This is a genomic window from Arthrobacter sp. 05L417, assembly GCF_056397865.1.
The window spans coordinates 28,887-44,186 of record NZ_JBFTOG010000035.1 but is presented as its reverse complement, the minus strand read 5'-3'; the positions used below and the strand labels follow the sequence as shown (position 1 = coordinate 44,186).

The 15,300-nt window shown below is 65.1% G+C and carries 19 protein-coding genes; 9 read left to right on the top strand and 10 right to left on the bottom strand.

Translation table 11 applies throughout. From position 1 onward, the window contains the following. Nucleotides 1–18: 18 nt before the first annotated feature. Entirely contained in the window at nucleotides 19–342 is a 324-nt protein-coding gene (locus tag AC1DJW_RS20555; RefSeq protein WP_269994142.1) for a thiamine-binding protein, read from the bottom strand. A 70-nt stretch (nucleotides 343–412) separates the two neighbouring features. Here AC1DJW_RS20555 and AC1DJW_RS20550 point away from each other — a divergent pair, with 70 nt between their 5' ends. Further along, nucleotides 413–1,033 carry a TetR/AcrR family transcriptional regulator gene (locus tag AC1DJW_RS20550; protein ID WP_476902363.1) on the top strand — a complete coding sequence of 207 codons (621 nt, stop codon included), beginning with the start codon at nucleotides 413–415 and terminating at the stop codon, nucleotides 1,031–1,033. Between the two features lie 55 nt (nucleotides 1,034–1,088). Here AC1DJW_RS20550 and AC1DJW_RS20545 read toward each other — a convergent pair whose 3' ends face one another. The 3 genes from AC1DJW_RS20545 to AC1DJW_RS20535 are packed head-to-tail and all read right to left on the bottom strand — an operon-like array spanning nucleotide 1,089 to nucleotide 2,640. Further along, on the bottom strand, nucleotides 1,089–1,400 hold the full coding sequence (locus AC1DJW_RS20545) for an AzlD domain-containing protein (RefSeq protein ID WP_284754472.1): 312 nt from the start codon (nucleotides 1,398–1,400) through the stop codon (nucleotides 1,089–1,091). Next, nucleotides 1,397–2,149 carry an AzlC family ABC transporter permease gene (locus AC1DJW_RS20540; RefSeq protein WP_476902355.1) on the bottom strand — a complete coding sequence of 251 codons (753 nt, stop codon included), beginning with the start codon at nucleotides 2,147–2,149 and terminating at the stop codon, nucleotides 1,397–1,399. The genes AC1DJW_RS20545 and AC1DJW_RS20540 overlap by 4 nt, the downstream gene beginning before the upstream one ends. Continuing rightward, nucleotides 2,146–2,640, bottom strand: a complete 495-nt coding sequence (locus tag AC1DJW_RS20535) for a DoxX family protein (protein ID WP_476902354.1) — start codon at nucleotides 2,638–2,640, stop codon at nucleotides 2,146–2,148. Before AC1DJW_RS20535 ends, AC1DJW_RS20540 begins: the two co-directional genes overlap by 4 nt. Nucleotides 2,641–2,825: 185 nt before the next feature. Here AC1DJW_RS20535 and AC1DJW_RS20530 point away from each other — a divergent pair, with 185 nt between their 5' ends. Continuing rightward, nucleotides 2,826–3,563 carry a fumarylacetoacetate hydrolase family protein gene (locus tag AC1DJW_RS20530; protein ID WP_476902353.1) on the top strand — a complete coding sequence of 246 codons (738 nt, stop codon included), beginning with the start codon at nucleotides 2,826–2,828 and terminating at the stop codon, nucleotides 3,561–3,563. 183 nt (nucleotides 3,564–3,746) lie between these two features. Here the strand turns inward: AC1DJW_RS20530 and AC1DJW_RS20525 are convergent, their stop codons facing one another. Beyond that, a complete protein-coding gene (locus AC1DJW_RS20525; RefSeq protein ID WP_284754468.1) occupies nucleotides 3,747–4,646 on the bottom strand; it encodes a glycerophosphodiester phosphodiesterase in 900 nt (299 codons plus the stop codon). A gap of 50 nt (nucleotides 4,647–4,696) precedes the next feature. Here AC1DJW_RS20525 and AC1DJW_RS20520 point away from each other — a divergent pair, with 50 nt between their 5' ends. Continuing rightward, nucleotides 4,697–6,058, top strand: coding sequence for a DUF445 domain-containing protein (locus AC1DJW_RS20520; protein ID WP_476902352.1), 1,362 nt, complete (start codon nucleotides 4,697–4,699; stop codon nucleotides 6,056–6,058). Between the two features lie 22 nt (nucleotides 6,059–6,080). On the opposite strand, the gene AC1DJW_RS20515 is transcribed toward AC1DJW_RS20520, so the two are convergent. The 4 genes from AC1DJW_RS20515 to AC1DJW_RS20500 all read right to left on the bottom strand — a co-directional run bounded on the left by AC1DJW_RS20515 (nucleotide 6,081) and on the right by AC1DJW_RS20500 (nucleotide 9,279). Continuing rightward, on the bottom strand, nucleotides 6,081–7,046 hold the full coding sequence (locus AC1DJW_RS20515; protein WP_476902351.1) for a 5-oxoprolinase subunit C family protein: 966 nt from the start codon (nucleotides 7,044–7,046) through the stop codon (nucleotides 6,081–6,083). Next, the gene (gene pxpB, locus AC1DJW_RS20510) at nucleotides 7,046–7,642 is read right to left on the bottom strand and encodes a 5-oxoprolinase subunit PxpB (RefSeq protein ID WP_476902350.1); all 597 of its coding nucleotides are present in this window, start codon (nucleotides 7,640–7,642) and stop codon (nucleotides 7,046–7,048) included. Before pxpB ends, AC1DJW_RS20515 begins: the two co-directional genes overlap by 1 nt. Nucleotides 7,643–7,742: 100 nt before the next feature. Then, nucleotides 7,743–8,492, bottom strand: coding sequence for a LamB/YcsF family protein (locus AC1DJW_RS20505; protein WP_284754464.1), 750 nt, complete (start codon nucleotides 8,490–8,492; stop codon nucleotides 7,743–7,745). After that, nucleotides 8,476–9,279, bottom strand: a complete 804-nt coding sequence (locus AC1DJW_RS20500) for a hypothetical protein (protein ID WP_284754462.1) — start codon at nucleotides 9,277–9,279, stop codon at nucleotides 8,476–8,478. Before AC1DJW_RS20500 ends, AC1DJW_RS20505 begins: the two co-directional genes overlap by 17 nt. 133 nt (nucleotides 9,280–9,412) lie before the next feature. Between AC1DJW_RS20500 and AC1DJW_RS20495 the strand changes: the two genes are divergently transcribed. The 5 genes from AC1DJW_RS20495 (at nucleotide 9,413) to AC1DJW_RS20475 (ending at nucleotide 13,389) form a co-directional block, all read left to right on the top strand. After that, nucleotides 9,413–9,559 carry a hypothetical protein gene (locus AC1DJW_RS20495; RefSeq protein ID WP_234754026.1) on the top strand — a complete coding sequence of 49 codons (147 nt, stop codon included), beginning with the start codon at nucleotides 9,413–9,415 and terminating at the stop codon, nucleotides 9,557–9,559. Between the two features lie 33 nt (nucleotides 9,560–9,592). Next, nucleotides 9,593–10,306, top strand: a complete 714-nt coding sequence (locus AC1DJW_RS20490) for a DNA alkylation repair protein (protein ID WP_284754460.1) — start codon at nucleotides 9,593–9,595, stop codon at nucleotides 10,304–10,306. A gap of 37 nt (nucleotides 10,307–10,343) precedes the next feature. Then, complete coding sequence (locus AC1DJW_RS20485; RefSeq protein WP_476902349.1) at nucleotides 10,344–11,618, top strand: macrolide family glycosyltransferase; 1,275 nt, start codon at nucleotides 10,344–10,346, stop codon at nucleotides 11,616–11,618. Nucleotides 11,619–11,707: 89 nt separating this feature from the next. Next, the gene (locus AC1DJW_RS20480; RefSeq protein WP_476902348.1) at nucleotides 11,708–12,949 is read left to right on the top strand and encodes a UPF0158 family protein; all 1,242 of its coding nucleotides are present in this window, start codon (nucleotides 11,708–11,710) and stop codon (nucleotides 12,947–12,949) included. A gap of 29 nt (nucleotides 12,950–12,978) precedes the next feature. Next, complete coding sequence (locus AC1DJW_RS20475; RefSeq protein WP_284754456.1) at nucleotides 12,979–13,389, top strand: DUF6855 family protein; 411 nt, start codon at nucleotides 12,979–12,981, stop codon at nucleotides 13,387–13,389. An 8-nt stretch (nucleotides 13,390–13,397) separates the two neighbouring features. On the opposite strand, the gene AC1DJW_RS20470 is transcribed toward AC1DJW_RS20475, so the two are convergent. Next, nucleotides 13,398–13,931 carry a MarR family transcriptional regulator gene (locus AC1DJW_RS20470; RefSeq protein WP_284754455.1) on the bottom strand — a complete coding sequence of 178 codons (534 nt, stop codon included), beginning with the start codon at nucleotides 13,929–13,931 and terminating at the stop codon, nucleotides 13,398–13,400. Between the two features lie 107 nt (nucleotides 13,932–14,038). On the opposite strand from AC1DJW_RS20470, the gene AC1DJW_RS20465 reads away from it, so the two are divergent. Continuing rightward, entirely contained in the window at nucleotides 14,039–15,262 is a 1,224-nt protein-coding gene (locus AC1DJW_RS20465; RefSeq protein ID WP_476902347.1) for an FAD-dependent oxidoreductase, read from the top strand. Nucleotides 15,263–15,300 lie beyond the last annotated feature (38 nt).

The following is a 15,300-nucleotide window of genomic DNA, read 5'->3' as shown; positions in this document are numbered from 1 at the left end:
GGCGGAGGGAAGGACCGGCTACTCGCCTTGGACGATCGCCTTTTCGAGCCGCTCGACCTTGCCCGTGAGTTCCCCCGTGTAACCCGGCCGGATATCCGCCTTGATCACCAGGGAAACCCGGTTTCCATACTTGCCCACGGCCTCCGTGGCGCGCTTGACGACGTCGAACACCTCATCCCACTCCCCCTCGATCGTGGTGAACATCGAGTCCGTCTGGTTGGGGAGCCCGGACTCGCGGACGATCTTCACGGCCTCGGCAACGGCGTCGTGCACCGAGCCATCAACGGATACGGCGCCAGCAGCGGGCTGGCCGGACGGGGCAACTGAGAAGGCAAGCAACATGAATCCAGTCTTTCATGGGCAAGAATGTCACAAAAGTGATTGGAGGCCCTCCGTTGCTACTGTGAGCAGCATGGACCGGCCCTTGGAACGCAAGCCACTTAGAGCTGACGCTGCGCGTAATGTCGACAAAATCATCACGGCAGCGCGCCAGTGCTTCCGCGAACTGGGCCCTGAGGTACCCCTGCAGACGATCGCCGCCACTGCAGGTGTTGGCCCCGCTACCTTGTTCCGCAACTTCGCCGACAAGGAACAACTCGTCTTGGCCGCCCTGTCGCGGCAACTCAGGCTTCATGTGGACCCGGTCGTGGAAAATGCGCTCGCTGGCATGGATGCCGCCGACGGGCTCATCAACGTGATCGACGCTGTAGTGCAGGTCGCCAGCGAAGACGCGAACCTGCTGGGCGCTGTCGCCGGCCGCCGCGGACTCCTGGTGGGCATCACGGGCAGCTTGATCGATTCCATGGCTGAACTACTCACCCGCGGTCAGGGCCAGGGTTCGTTGCGTCGGGACATTTCCATTGAGGACATGGTGCGTCTCGTTGCCATGCTGATCGGCGCTGTGGACACCATGGAGCCGGGTTCCCGCGCCTGGGAACGGCCGGTTGCCTTGCTGGAGGACGCCATCCGCACCGAACGCCCGTCCCGCCCGCTGCCACAGCAGACCCCCATCCCCGGGATGACTTTTCAGTAACCAGCGCACGACGGCGTTGCGCGCCGCGGCGACGGGTCGAACCGCGCGCCGCGGTTCAGCGCCAGCCGAGCAGCCGCAGGCCGGCGGCTGCCGCTGATCCGACGATCACCACCACAAGGAACGGGGCACGGAGCCACAGCGCGATCGCCCCCGCAGCCAGCGCACCGAGCCGGGCATCGAAGGCGAGGGACTGTCCGGATGCCACCGCGTTGACGACGGTCAGGGACGCCAGGAGGCCGATGGTCATGGTGCCGGCCACGCGCATCATCCGGGGACTCCGCAGTAGCTTCGCCGGCACAAAATAGCCCGAAAGTTTCGTGAGGTACGCCAGTCCGCAGGCGATGAGGATCCAGGGCCAGAGGTTCATTCGGCGTTCCTTTCGCGGCTGGTAGCGTCGGCGCTTGAATGACCGTGCCGGTAGGGATCGACGTCGGGCTCCATGCCTTCGTCGCTGCGTCCATGGCTGAACCAGCCGATGGCGCCGGCCACGACGGCGGCCACGAGGATGGGCACGCCGGGCGGCACGAAAGGGACGGCAACGATGGTCGCCAGGGCAGCTGCTGCCGCAATCGCCCAGGGCTCACGGCCCTTGAGCCGCGGCCACAGCAGGCCCAGGAACGCCGCCACGGCGGCGCCGTCGAGCCCCCACTGTTTGGGGTCGCCCAAGGCATCGCCGGCCAAGGCGCCGACAGCCGTGAAGATGTTCCACAGCACGAAAATGCCGAGTCCGGCGGTCCAGAAGCCACGGCGCTGTTCGTCGGAATCGCTTTGTCCCGAGGCAGTGGCCGTGGATTCGTCGATGGTGATGTGGGCTTGCGGGTACTTGAGCCACCCGACGGGGCGCAGCAGCGCGTTCATCTGCATCCCGTAGATGCCATTGCGCAAGCCCAGCAGCGCGGCCGCCGTCATGGCCGCAATGCCGGAACCGCCGCCAGCCACGACGCCGATGAAGGCGAACTGCGAGCCGCCACTGAACATGAGCAGGCTGAACGCCATGGTCTGCCAGAAACTGAACCCGGAGGCCGAGGCCAATGCCCCGAACGAGATGCCGTAGAGGCCCGTTGCGATGCTGATGGAGACGCCCACCTTCACCGCCGGGGATTCGAGGAGTTTCATACGCCCCGTTTCGCTCCAGCCAAGCTCCATGCCCACAGGATCAAGGGAAGCTGCAAGGGCAGGCGCACGGTGTGAATCCGCCGCGAGGATCCGTTTCCGGCGGGAGAGTATGCACGGCGGAGCGCGTCCACGTGGCCAGCCAGGAATGCGGTGAACATCAGCGTGGTGCCGCGGGCCGCGGCCTTGCGCGTGCCGGGAACGAGGAGCCCGACGGCGGCAACCACCTCAAGGAGTCCGCTCACCGCGATCCATTCCTCCCGGGACATGACCGCCAAGGCGCCGTTCCGAGGCGCGCTTGGCTTGGCCTTGTCCTGGCCGACTTCGAGTTCGGCGTACCCGACCGCATCGTCATCGCGGCAGAGATAGTCCGGGACAACCGGAGCGAAGAACGTCGGTTGCTGGAAGTGCTTCCTGGCGCTCACGAGCAACAGTGCACTCATGGCCGCCGCGGAGATTGTCTGGGTTGTCCGGGCGGACCACGAAAAAGGCATGTATTCATGCAACCACAGCCCTGCCCGGCGCGGTAACCGGAGGGGTAGCCGGGCAGGGCGCACGCAATTCTTCATTGTTCAGAATGCTGTACTTAGTTCAGCATGATGTATGTTCTTCTTGAGACTGTGCCTGGCACCGTCCATCGCCCCCGTCCACTGCCCCAAGAAATTCAACGAGGAGTTCCATGCGCATCGCCCGACTACAGACGCCTTCCGGCCCGAAGCACGCAGTCCTGCGCAGCGGAAGCTGGGACCACATCGAGGACCCCTTTGCCGAGGTCCTTTCCTTCACCGGAGAATCCAGTTCCGCAGACGACGCCGCATTCCTCGCCCCGGTCCGGCCTTCCGTGGTGCTCGGAATCGGGCACAACCTGGGCAACAACAACCACGTGCTGCCCATCCAGGCCTGGCACAAGTCGGTCCACAGCATCGCCGGCCCTGGTGACGACATCGTGGCCGTGCGCAACGCAGGCACCGTGAACGTGGAAGGCGAGCTTGCCGCCGTCATCGGAAAACGGGCGGAGAAGCTCACCGCCGAGAACGCCCTGAGCCACGTCCTGGGCTACACCGTGGTCAACGACGTCACCAATGTGGACCAAAACCAGATCGACGAAAAGCTTTTCCAGGGCAAGTCCGGCACCAACTACACGCCGCTGGGACCGTGGATCGAAACGGAGGTCGAGGATCCGGACAACGTCAGCACCGAAGTAGCAGTCAACGGCCAGGTCAAGGCCCGGTCCGGTTCCTTCAACCTGCCATCCTCCATCGCGGATTGCCTTGTCTACGTCACCGAGTGGCTGACCCTGGAGCCGGGAGACATCATCATGACGGGAGCTCCCAATACCTTCGTTGCTGTCCGGCCTGGCGATCGCGTGGACATCACGCTGGGCGGCATCGGAACCCTCAGCAACACGGTCATCTGACTCGCAGTTGTTGTCGTTTTGGAGCCTCTAAACGACAACAACTGCGTGGGCCCACGCCGCCAGGGTTCCCTGGCCGTGGGGCCACACCGGCGAGGGCCCCGGCCTGAGCTTGCGAAGGCTGGGAGCCGGTGGGGACTTGCGAGGCGAGGGTGGCGGTGGGGACTAGTTGGGATGCCCGGGAGCCTAAAGCTGGGCGAGGACCTGCGCCGGCTTGTTCGTGGTGATCTCGTGAATGCCAAGGCCTTGGCACAAGGCAACATCGTTCTCCGAGTCAACGGTCCACACCCGGAAGCGGCGGCCTGATTCCAACCAGCGCTGGACGGTGCGAGCGTGCTTGCGGACGTAGTCGATGCCCGGCCCGGCTAGTCCAACCTCACAGTCGTCCAGGATCCGTTCGCCCTCTTGCTGGGCTGCCTTCATCACGTTGGCTACGGCTCCCCCGGTGATGGCACCCAGGCCAAGTTCATCGCGGATTTCTTCCACGGTGACGTCGTCCACGAGTTGGCAAATGTGCTCCGCGGGAACGAACTGGAGCAGGTGCTTGACGGAATCCGGGCTGAAACTCATGAAGGAAACCTGGATGTTGTCCAGCATGGACGTCTCCGCGTTCCACCCTTCGCTGCCCAGAAGCTCAAGCACGCGGTCTTCAAGCTTGAGCTGGTACGGGCTAGGGTGCTTGAGCTCAATGGCTAGGCCGATTGCCCTGCCGGCACCGCGCAGGATGTCCAGCAACTCCGGGAGGGTCAGGAGCTGGTCCGACTTTGCGCCGTACTGGTCCGGAATCCGCGCGCCCTTCCAGGAGGAGAAATCCAGCTGCCGCAGCTCCTCGAGCGTCTTCTCGGCGACCGGACCGGTGCCGTCCGAGGTACGGTCCAAGTTTGCGTCATGAAGCAGGACAACGTGCTGGTCCCGGGTCAGGTGGACATCGCACTCGACGCCGTCGGCGCCGTCGGCGATTGCCTTCAGGTATGCGGCACGCGTGTGCTCCGCAAAGGCGGCACTGGCTCCACGGTGGGCGTAGACCATGGGCCGCGTGTTCTGCTCCGTGCTTTGGTCTGGGCGACCGGGCTCGTCATTCGTCATGGGGACACGGTAGCCCACGCCCATGACAGCGACGGGGCTACGCTGGGCACATGCAGGTGAACTCTGAACAAATCCCGGTGACGGACAGCGATAGTGACCCGACGGCGGAAGCGACCCGGCACGCAGGTGCCCGGAACAGCTCCTCGGTTGCGGCCGGCGTCGGGCAACGAAACGGTGACGCCGAAAAGGCCGCTGCCCTGCGTCGGATGAAGTCGGTGGCGCTGGCGCTCCTGATTGTCATGGCGGTGGTTTTCACCGCCGCTTTCGCCCTGCAGAAACAGTATCCATGGCTGGAATACGTGCGGGCCGCTGCCGAGGGCGGGATGGTGGGAGCGCTGGCCGACTGGTTCGCCGTCACTGCCTTGTTCAAATACCCCATGGGCCTGAAGATCCCGCACACCGCCATCATTCCGCGGCGCAAGGACCAGATCGGCGCTTCGCTTGGGGAATTCGTGGAGACCAACTTCCTGTCCGAGCAGGTGGTCCAGGAGAAGCTCGCGAGCGTGGACATCGCCCGGAAAGCCGGCACGTGGCTCGCATCCCCCGGCGGCCCGGAGCGTATTGCAAAGGAAGGTTCAGCACTGATCCGCGGAGCGTTCACGGTCCTGAACGACGACGACGTCCAGGCAGTGATCGAGGGCATGGTCCGCAAGCACCTGCTCACTCCGCCGTGGGGGCCGCCTGTGGGCCGGATGGCCGAGCGGATCTTTGCCGAGGGCCACCACCACAAGCTCGTCGATCTGCTGGTTGACCGAGCGGCGGATTGGGTGGAAGCGAACCACTCCACGGTCAACCGGCTCGTGTCCGACCGTTCGCCCCTCTGGGTTCCGTCCTTCGTGGACGACATCGTGGGCGACAGGGTCTACAACGAAATCGCCAAGTTCGTCCGGGCTGTGCAACAGGATCCCGATCATCAAGTGCGCCAATCGATCGATACATATCTCGGTGATCTTGCCCAGGATCTTCAGCACGATCCTGCAATGATTGCCCGGGCCGAGGCAATCAAGACCCAGGTCCTCGGTGATCCCGAGGTCCGCGAACTCGCCTCCCGCACGTGGGGCACAATCAAGGACGCGCTGCTCACCGCCGTCGACGATCCCGGCAGCGAACTGACACAGCGTTTCAAGAGCGCCGTCCGGGACTTCGGTTCGCGGCTTGTCAGCGATGACGAGCTGGCGGGCAAGGTCAATGCCTGGATCGGAGACGCTGCCGGCTACCTCGTCAAAACGTACCGCTCCGACATCGCGGGGGTCATCACGGACACCGTGGCGCGTTGGGATGCCGAGGAAACCTCGCAAAAGATCGAGCTCCAGGTCGGTAAGGACCTGCAGTACATCCGCATCAACGGCACCGTGGTGGGATCGTTGGCCGGGCTCGCGATCTTCACCGTTGCGCACCTGCTGTTCGGCTGACGCAGTCCGGTGGAGGGGAACTTCAGCCGAGGAAACGGATCCGTTGGCCGGGGCGGGCTTGGCCCAACAAGTCCAGGTCCGTGCGACGCACCACCGCGATGACGGGGTAGCCACCCGTCACGGGATGATCCGCCAGGAATACCGTCGGAAGGCCCGACGGCGGCACTTGCAGCGCGCCGAGCACCATGCCTTCGCTGGGCAGTTCCTCGAGCCGGGTCTGGGTGAGCGGGCGGCCCACCAACCGGGCACCGATCCTGTTGGAATCGGGCGACAGGGTCCATTCCTGGCTGATAAGGCGGCGCCAGGAATCCTCGTCGAACCAGTCTGCACGGGGGCCGCGGTCCACTCGGGCTGTGATTGCGCGGCCAGGATCAGGAGCGCGGCGGATAGCAGGGAGGACATGCGCGTTGTTGAGGATCCCAATGCCCGCACCGGCCCCAGATCCGGCCCCATGCCCGGCCCCGTGCGTGGGAACAGAATCCGTTCCCGGAACCGAGCCTTTTCCGGGAACCAGGCCGTTGCCCGCGGAAACACGTCCGATTCCCAGCTGTTCACCCGATGTCAACGGCGCGGGACCCTCACCGGAGAGCATGTCCGTGCTGCTTGAACCGAGGAGCTTGGGCGCATCGACGCCGCCCTGCACCGCCAGGTAGTACCGGAGTCCGAACAGCGGAGCACCGAAGTCGAGCACCGCGCCCGGAGCCACCCGTACGGCTTGGTTGAGCGGAATCTCGGCACCATTGAGTGTCACGATTCCCTCGGCGCCCGCCACCGCGACGGTCGACGCCGTGACGAATCGCAGGCGAAGCCCGCCCAGCAATATCTCCAGCCCGGCCACCCCCGCGGGATTCCCGACCAGCAAATTGGCAAGCCGGAGCGATTGCCGGTCCAGGGCGCCGGAAGGACTGAGCCCCAAGGAAGCCCAGCCCTGCCTGCCAAGATCCTCCACCAAGGTGAGGGCGCCGGGGTTCACCACTACAATCCCCATCAGGCCTCCACGAACCGGACCAGGTCACCCGGCCGGATCAGCGCGGGCTCGGCTTTTGACGCGTCCCACAGTGCCGCCGTCGTGGTTCCGATCAATTGCCAACCGCCTGGTGAGGATCGCGGGTAGACGCCGCTGAACTCGCCTGCGAGGCCAACTGAACCAGCCGGCACGGCCGTGCGTGGGGTGTTCCGACGCGGAACGCGGAGCCGCTCATGGGTCGTGACCAGATACACGAAGCCGGGCGCAAAGCCGGAAAACGCGGCAGTCCACTCCGAGCTCGTGTGAAGCTTGACCAATTCGGTCTCGGTCATGCCGAGGAACTGTGCCGTTTCGGCAAGGTCGGGGCCACCGTAGGAGACCTCGATAATCACTTCGCGGCCCGAACTGGCAACGTCGAATGCCGGCTCCGCGGACTCCAGCCAGTGGCGGACCTCGGAGGGACTGATCGTCTCGGGATCGAAGGTGACAAGGACGGTTCGGGCGGCGGGCACGACGTCGATGATCCCCTCGGGCACTGAAACACCCGCCGAAGCGCCGGCCCCGGTCAGCCCGCGGTAGTACGCGACGACGGCGGTAAGTTCGGGCAGTTCAACCAAGAATGCGCTGTCGCCGCACGGCAAAAGGATCCGGGTGCCCGCGTCGCGCGGAGCCGGGCCGCCCGCGCCAGGAAAACCCGCGCCGCCCGAACCACGAACCTCAGGCGAAGGATTCAATCTCCACACCAGCTTCCTCAAGGCCAGCGCGCACCGCCGCAGCCAGCTCGACAGCACCCGGGGTGTCGCCATGGATGCACAAGGAGTCGGGCTTCACCCGCACCACCGTGCCGTCCACAGCCAGTACCTCGCCCCGCACGGCAAAGCGCACGGCCCGCTCGACTACCGCGGCGGCGTCGTGCACCACCGCACCCTCCTGCGAGCGCGGAACCAACGTGCCGTCCGGCATGTAGCCGCGGTCCACGAACGCCTCCCGGAATACCGGGTGTCCGGATTCTTCGGCGAGGCGCAGCAGCGCCGAGCCCGGCAGGCCAAGGACAGGTAGCCCGGGATCGTAGGCGTGAATGGCTGCCACCACGGCTTCGGCCTGCTCCACGTCGTGGACGATCCTGTTGTACAGGGCACCGTGGGGTTTGACGTAGTCCACGGAGGCGCCCACCGCATGGGCCATGCCATCCAGGGCACCGAGCTGGTAGAGGACGTCGCCGAAGAGCTCATCGAAGGACATATCCATCGATCGGCGCCCGAAGCCGTGCAGGTCCCGGTAGCCCACGTGGGCGCCCACCCGGACGTCGAGCTCGAAGGCGGCACGGCAGCTGTCCAGCATGGTCACCGGATCCCCGGCGTGGAAGCCGCACGCGACGTTTGCGCTGCTGACAATCCGGAACATTGAAGCGTCGTTCCCCATGGTCCAGGAGCCGAACGACTCCCCCGAATCAGCGTTGAGATCCACTATTTCCGCCTTCCAGCGCGTTCTGGTGGGCGGCTGGGAGCAGCTCGCCCGGGATGGTGTCCGGCATAGGACCGAATGCTTCTCTTGCCGAGGCCGCTACGGCACGTCCCATAACTCGGTTTCCGACTCCGCCCACCACGGCCCCCACGCCGAAAGGCAGGGCACGGCCGAGGAACGCGGCGCCTTGGCGCTTGACGAGCCGCTTGAGGAAGGCTCGCTGGATGGCATCGCGAATGACCCCGAATCCTCCGCCGGGCAGCTTTTTGGTGAGGGTCTTGCCCCAGGCCTGCGTGATTCCTTTGCCTTTGCCAAGCGATTGTCCACTCAGCGCACCCAGCAGGGCGGTGCCTTCCTCGCCGAGCATGATGGCCATGACCATGGTTCGCGCACGGTCCGGATCGGTGAGGCGGATGCCGTGGAGTTCGGCCAGGGAAGCGGCGTAAAGTGCGGTTCCCTCCAGGAACCCGATGGTGGCAAGCGCGGATAGGCCCAGCGACGCTGCGGTGCCGATGCCGGGCACGACGGCGGTTGCCCCGACGGCGGCACCCCCGCCTGTGACTGCGGCGAGGTAGTCCCGCTCCAGTTTGGCGGCCAGCTGCGCCGCCGTGGCCTGGGGATGTTTGCGCTGCAGGCGGCGCAGGTTTGCCAAGACAAGGGGACGTTGGACCTCGACGGCCCGAAGCAGCACATTGTGGACACCGGGCTTGGCTTTGCCGCTGGCGTCGAACATGGCATTGTGGGCGGTTTCCTGCGCAATCTTTACTGCCGGGTTGGGTCGCTTCGCCATTCTTCACCTCTGCATTCGGCCGTTGGATTCGTGCGGTAGTTCCTTGGCCTAGCCTAGGCCACACACCCCCTCCCCGGCGTAGACTTGAGTGCGTTCACGGGAACAGTCCAACGAAGGACAGGAAGTATCCGGAATGGAAAAAGCAGCAGAGTCCAACGACGTCCGGCACCACAGTGACGCCCCTGCCGAAGGGGAAACGGAGGGCTGGGTGTCCCACGATACCGGCCTTCATAGCCAGGAACCTGCCGAAGGGCCGGATACCGACGACGCCCCCGCATAGTAGCGTTCAGCCTGCGAAATCGGGGGCCCGAAAGTGGCTTCGCACGGGGTGCTCGTCCCTCCGGGGGACACTCAACCGGGGCAATTGTTGGCGCGCGTCCTCGACGAACTGCGCGCTTTGGAGAAGCACGACGCCGCGAGCTTCCGCACCGTCCGACGCAGGGTTTCCGCGGAAATCGCCACGATGGACGCCGCCGTCGTCTTCAGTCTCGCCGAAGGGCTTGTACAGGCTGGCTTTGACTGGGAGGGCTGGGAGTTCATCAATGCCCATCGGGCGGCTTTCGCTGAACTCACGCCAGCCCGGCTTGAACACTTGGGAGAAGGCATCGCTACTTGGGGCCAGGCCGATGCCTTCGCCACCGTCTTGGTGGGATCCGCGTGGCGCGAAGGGCTCATCTCGGACGCCGATGTCGACCGCTGGGCTCGGAACCCGGACCATTGGTGGCGGCGCATAGCGCTTGTCTCCACTACCGTGCTCAACACGAGATCACGATGGGGAACCGGCGATACGCAACGGACGCTCGCCGTCGTCGGCATCTTGATCAATGATCGCGACGACAGCGTGGTCAAGGCAGTCAGCTGGGCGTTGCGGTCCTTGGTGCCGTGGGATCCGCGCGCGGTCCGGACCTTCCTTGAAACGCATGAGACTGAGCTTGCCGCCCGAGTGAAGCGCGAGGTGCGGACCAAGTTGGAGACCGGGCTGAAATCGCGCCGACGCAGCGTTCATGGCACCGAACTTTCCAAATGACGCCTCCACTGTTCCGTGACCGATTCGGAGTGGCGCCATGCACGTAGCCTTTATCTGTCTGCCCGCAGCGGGCCATGTGAACCCGACGTTGCCCGTGGTCGCAGAGCTGGTTCGCCGGGGCCACCGGGTCACGTATGCGACGTCGGCGAAGTACGCAAAGGCCGTTGAGTCTGCCGGTGCCGTGTTCTTTCCCAGTGGAGAGGATCTAGCGACCTTCCTGCCACGCGAGCGGTCGGCGGAGGGCGGCGCGGGAGGCGGCGCCGCGGCTAATGGCGGCCCGGCACCGTCACCGATGGCGGGGATGTTCGCCGGAATGGCGTCCGGAATGATGGCCGGATTGCTTGAGCGGATTCTCAAAGGCGCAAGGGAGGAATTCCCGGCGTTGCTGGCCCGGCTAACCGAGGACCCGCCGGACGGGCTGGCCTACGACGCCATGACGCTCTCGGGGAAGATGGCTGCCGCGAAGCTGGCCTTGCCGGACATTGCGTTGCTTCCGAGCTATGCCACCAATGAACATTTCTCGATGCGGGATCTCATGCCCGGCCCGCCGCCGCCAGGCATGATCGAGGCCTGGAAACAGATCGGACAACGGATCCATGATTTCGCCGCCGAGCAGGGCGTGGGCCATCTGCAATTCATGGGAGGCCCACCCGCGTCGTTGAACATCTCCTTCATCCCGAGGGAATTCCAGCCCTCGGGGGAAACATTCGATGCCAGGTTCCACTTCGTGGGCCCATGCCTCGGCCTGCGGGGCAACGAGGAGGCCTGGCGGCCCCGGGCGAAGGACAGGCCGCTGTTGTTCGTCTCGCTGGGCACCACCCCGTTGAATGACCGGCCGGATTTCTTCAGGATGTGCTTGGAAGGATTTGCGGGCACCCACTGGCAGGTTGCCATGGCAATCGGAGAGCGCGTCGAGGAGTCCGAGCTGGGAGACATCCCGGAGAACTTTGAGGTACGGCCCTTCTTTCCGCAGCTCGAAGTCCTACCGCACGCCGACGCTTTCCTCTCCCACACCGGGATGAACTCGACCATGGAGGCGCTCTATTTCGGAGTGCCGCTGGTAGCTTTCCCGCTGCAACCCGAACAGGGAGCCAATGCACGCCGGGTGGAAGACCTGGGACTCGGGCGCCGTCTCCCCTTGGAGGGGCTCTCCCCCGAGCTGATCCGGGAAACTGTCATTGAAGTCAGCGGCGACAAGGCGATCCGGGGCAACCTCGAGGCGATGAGCGCCCGGGTGCGATCAGCGGGCGGGGCACCCGCAGCCGCCGACGCCATCGAGGAGTTTCTGGCTCGCCGATCGAGTGCTGTGTAGGCGGGCGAGCTTGCTCCTGGGTCGATCAGGTGCGCAGTAGCTTTAGCCATTGGCCGACTCCACGGCGCGGTTCGTGCCATCCTTGGGGCATGGCACGAACCTGGTTATCGGTGACGGTGGAACTGCTCGGCGGTCGTGGGGAGGAGCTCTGGCCGTGGCCCGGGCGCGTCTTCGCGGTCGGACCGTCGCATACCTTCATGGATCTCGCCAATGCCATCAATGATGCCTTCGCCCGGTGGGACCGCTCGCACCTGTCACTGTTTACCCTGGCCGATGGCCGGGTTATTACTGATGAAGAGACGGGAGCTGAGATGGCCGGATCGATCAGCGGCCCGATCATCGCGCCGATGGACATTGCTGCTCTCAAGGTCATCCGGACGCTGGAGCCGGGGGCTGAGTTTCAGTTTACGTTTGACCTCGGTGACGCTTGGATACACCGGTGCGTGGTCGGGGAGGTGAAGGTGGACCCGCTGGAAGTGTTGGGTGTCCGCCCTGGGGTCCCCTTGCCGTACTGGGGTTGGGGCAGTATCCCGGACCAGTACGGGCGCCGGTGGGCTAATGACGATGGGGAAAGTCGGGCGCCGGGGAAACCGAGCCAGCCGCACCCTATGTTGCTGCATGCGTGGCCCTTACAGGTGCAGGCGCCCCGGCTCGACCTGCCCGAACTGCGGGGAGCCATCGCCGCGGGAAATGCGTCTCGTTTCCTCGCAGTGGTGATGGGACACGATATCGATGACGTTCTGCAGCAGGTGGGGGCCGGGATACCAATGGCCCTGGAGCAGCGACGCCGGGAGGCCGAGTCGGTGGCACTGTCGGTTATCAACCGGCTGAGGTGGCGCGACGGCGCTGGTGACCAGCTATTGGCCGAGGACCTGCTGGCGTATCTGCGCGGTGTGCCGCCGACAGGCAGGGCCGTGCCTGTCGACCTCGACATGCTCAGTGTCGTGTTGGAAGGAGATCCCGGACTGTCAACCGGCGGTTACCTCGACCTGTCTACCGGGCAGGTGTACGACGACGCCGCCACCGACCCGATGATCGTCGGGGAGGACGCCGCCATCGATGTAGAGGAAGAACCGGAGCGTTGGCTTCGAATCGACCGCAGCGATTCCCGGGACGGCTGGCGCGACATGGCGGCCTTCGCGGAACGGCAGCACGATAAGGCCCTCCGGGAGCGTCTTGAGCACGCGATCGAGGGCAAAGGTGCCTTCGCCCGGTTCCGCGACATCGTCCACGGCGAGAACCTCAGCGAAGACTGGTACGCCTTCTCCACCGACCGCCAGATGGGCCGCTCCCGCGAGTTCCTCGCTGACAATGACATCCGCGTGGGCTGACGCGCCGCACGACTGGAAGGACACCGTACATGGCCGCTGGATCCAAGGAAGACCCCTGGAAGCTCACCACCCCGCCCGGCTCCTCCGACTACACGATGTACCGGGATGAAGCGGGTGACCCTCCCGCGATCGTTTGCCAAGTGGGTTCCACAACCCTCAAATACCATTTGAGCGCCATCGAGGATCTGCACGCGTGGCTACTCCAGCAGGGCGATTGGGTGCCGCTCGGGGCTGCCGACGAGAACAAACCGGCCGCCGAAGGCACTGTTGAGGCCTGGGGGCGCGACGACGGCAATCCGGTGGGCGGTTGGTACGGCCTGCGCAAGGGATACCGCGGCCGTTTCGGCATGTACATGCCGCCGCTCCTGGAAGCCCTTGGCCTCGCGGAACTCACCCACGAGAAACGAAACAACAGTATGCGGGGCATAGCGCCTAAGTAGCGAGCAGCTCAGGCGGGGTTCGACGACGGCGCGCGGCCGCCGTCGTCGTGCATGTCCCCGCCCGATGCAGCACCCAGCCGCCCCGCCGCGTCCTGCTGGATCCGCGCGGCTTTCGACGAATAGTCCGCGATGACCCGGAGTTCTTCGTCGCTGTAGCCCTCCAACAGGGTCGCAAGCCCGCCCATGAAGTCGATGAAATGGGGCATCGCGGCACTAACTTGGTCCCCTACCAGCTCGATCAGGACCTTCCGTTTGTCCCCTTCGTGCCGGACCCTGCGGGCCACGCCCTTGCTCTCAAGCCGTTGCATCAATCCCGTGACCGAGGCCGGAGCGAGCCCGGAATGTTCGCCGAATTCCCCCGCCGTCATGGGCCCGAAGCGCAGCAGGATATCGATCGCTTTGCCCTCCGTCGCAGACAGTCCGCGCAGCTCGGACAGCTTGGTGTGGAACATGACGGCCGCCGTCGAAAGCTCCCGTCCCGAGGCAAAGACCGCCTCAAGCAAGTCTTGGCGCCGCGCACTGACGCCCGGTTGGATCTCCATCCTACGAGGCTAGCAAATTATTTCGCCTCACCGAAAGGATTGACGGCCTCCAGCGCGAGTCATATATTTCTTTCAACCGAACGAAATAAATTGCAAAGGACCCCGCCATGTTGAACTGCCTTGTCATCGGATCCGGGATCGCCGGACTCGCCACGGCCATCTCATTGCAAAAAGCCGGCCATCACGCCACCGTCTTCGAGGCCTACAGCGTGCCTTCGGACGGCGTCGGCGGCTTCCTCACCGTGGCCGTCAATGGCTTCGATGCCTTGGAAACCCTCGAGCTCAAAGAAGCAGCTGCCAGTCTGGGCTTCAGCACCCCGCAAATGTCCATGTATCTGGGCAGCAGCGGAAAACACCTCATCGACTTTGACTACGGCGGATCCCTCCCAGACGGCACCACCGCCCGCACGATGACGCGTTCCGAGTTGTATGGCATGTTCCGCGAGGCGGCCAGCCACCGCGGGATCTGCATCGAGTACGGAAAGCGGCTCGCGACGGTGAAGGAAGCGCCCGACGGCGTCACGGCCGTTTTCGCGGACGGCACCTCCGCGGGTGGAGACCTGGTGGTGGGCGCCGACGGCCTCCACTCGGCCTTGCGCCCGCTGATCGACCCCTCATCCCCGGCTCCCCGCAATATCCCCCTGCTCAACACCGGCGGGATTGTCGACTCTGGGTTGGTCCCTGCCGGGCTGCTGGACGTCGAACCGGGACGCATGAAGATGGTCTTCGGCAAGCGCTGCTTCTATTGCTACATGCAGGATCCGGAGGGAAGGATCTGGTGGTTTGCCAACCCGCTGCAGCGGTCATCGGAGGATCCGGCCGCGCTGGACCACAGCGCCCGCAAGGCCTGGCTGACGCAGCTCGTGGCCGGGGACCGCACGCCCATGGCCAAGATCATCACCGCCACTGACGGCATCATCCGGCCGTACACGACCTCCGATTTTCCGAGCATCCCCAGTTGGCATCGAGGGAACCTGGTGCTGGTGGGAGACGCTGCCCACGCCGCATCGCCGTCGTCCGGGCAAGGCGCCTCCATGGCGATCGAAGACGCCGTCGCGCTCGGGCGATCGCTTCGGGGCATCTCGCCCGCGGACATCCCCGGCGCCCTGTCCCGCTACGAGAAGGAACGCCGGAGCCGGGCGGAATCGGTGGTCGAATGGGGCCGCCGGAACGCCGCCCCGAAGATCCGCGGCCAATTCAAGCGAGTCTTCGAAGACCTTGTGCTGAAGGCCGTCTTCCGTTCACTCGCCCGGAAGACGGCCGACAACTTCGACTGGGTCTATCGCCACCACATCGACTGGGATGCAGCGGAAACGGCCCGGGCGCGCTGAACTTCGCTCAAGCAAAGCGTCCCCTGCGCCATCCGGGA

Excerpts from the sequence above, each read along its gene's own strand:
- AC1DJW_RS20555 (WP_269994142.1), bottom strand. The coding sequence starts at position 342 with ATGTTGCTTGCCTTCTCAGTTGCCCCGTCCGGCCAGCCCGCTGCTGGC.
- AC1DJW_RS20550 (WP_476902363.1), top strand. The coding sequence starts at position 413 with ATGGACCGGCCCTTGGAACGCAAGCCACTTAGAGCTGACGCTGCGCGT.
- AC1DJW_RS20545 (WP_284754472.1), bottom strand. The coding sequence starts at position 1,400 with ATGAACCTCTGGCCCTGGATCCTCATCGCCTGCGGACTGGCGTACCTC.
- AC1DJW_RS20540 (WP_476902355.1), bottom strand. The coding sequence starts at position 2,149 with ATGAAACTCCTCGAATCCCCGGCGGTGAAGGTGGGCGTCTCCATCAGC.
- AC1DJW_RS20535 (WP_476902354.1), bottom strand. The coding sequence starts at position 2,640 with ATGCCTTTTTCGTGGTCCGCCCGGACAACCCAGACAATCTCCGCGGCG.
- AC1DJW_RS20530 (WP_476902353.1), top strand. The coding sequence starts at position 2,826 with ATGCGCATCGCCCGACTACAGACGCCTTCCGGCCCGAAGCACGCAGTC.
- AC1DJW_RS20525 (WP_284754468.1), bottom strand. The coding sequence starts at position 4,646 with ATGACGAATGACGAGCCCGGTCGCCCAGACCAAAGCACGGAGCAGAAC.
- AC1DJW_RS20520 (WP_476902352.1), top strand. The coding sequence starts at position 4,697 with ATGCAGGTGAACTCTGAACAAATCCCGGTGACGGACAGCGATAGTGAC.
- AC1DJW_RS20515 (WP_476902351.1), bottom strand. The coding sequence starts at position 7,046 with ATGGGGATTGTAGTGGTGAACCCCGGCGCCCTCACCTTGGTGGAGGAT.
- AC1DJW_RS20500 (WP_284754462.1), bottom strand. The coding sequence starts at position 9,279 with ATGGCGAAGCGACCCAACCCGGCAGTAAAGATTGCGCAGGAAACCGCC.
- AC1DJW_RS20495 (WP_234754026.1), top strand. The coding sequence starts at position 9,413 with ATGGAAAAAGCAGCAGAGTCCAACGACGTCCGGCACCACAGTGACGCC.
- AC1DJW_RS20485 (WP_476902349.1), top strand. The coding sequence starts at position 10,344 with ATGCACGTAGCCTTTATCTGTCTGCCCGCAGCGGGCCATGTGAACCCG.
- AC1DJW_RS20480 (WP_476902348.1), top strand. The coding sequence starts at position 11,708 with ATGGCACGAACCTGGTTATCGGTGACGGTGGAACTGCTCGGCGGTCGT.
- AC1DJW_RS20475 (WP_284754456.1), top strand. The coding sequence starts at position 12,979 with ATGGCCGCTGGATCCAAGGAAGACCCCTGGAAGCTCACCACCCCGCCC.
- AC1DJW_RS20470 (WP_284754455.1), bottom strand. The coding sequence starts at position 13,931 with ATGGAGATCCAACCGGGCGTCAGTGCGCGGCGCCAAGACTTGCTTGAG.
- AC1DJW_RS20465 (WP_476902347.1), top strand. The coding sequence starts at position 14,039 with ATGTTGAACTGCCTTGTCATCGGATCCGGGATCGCCGGACTCGCCACG.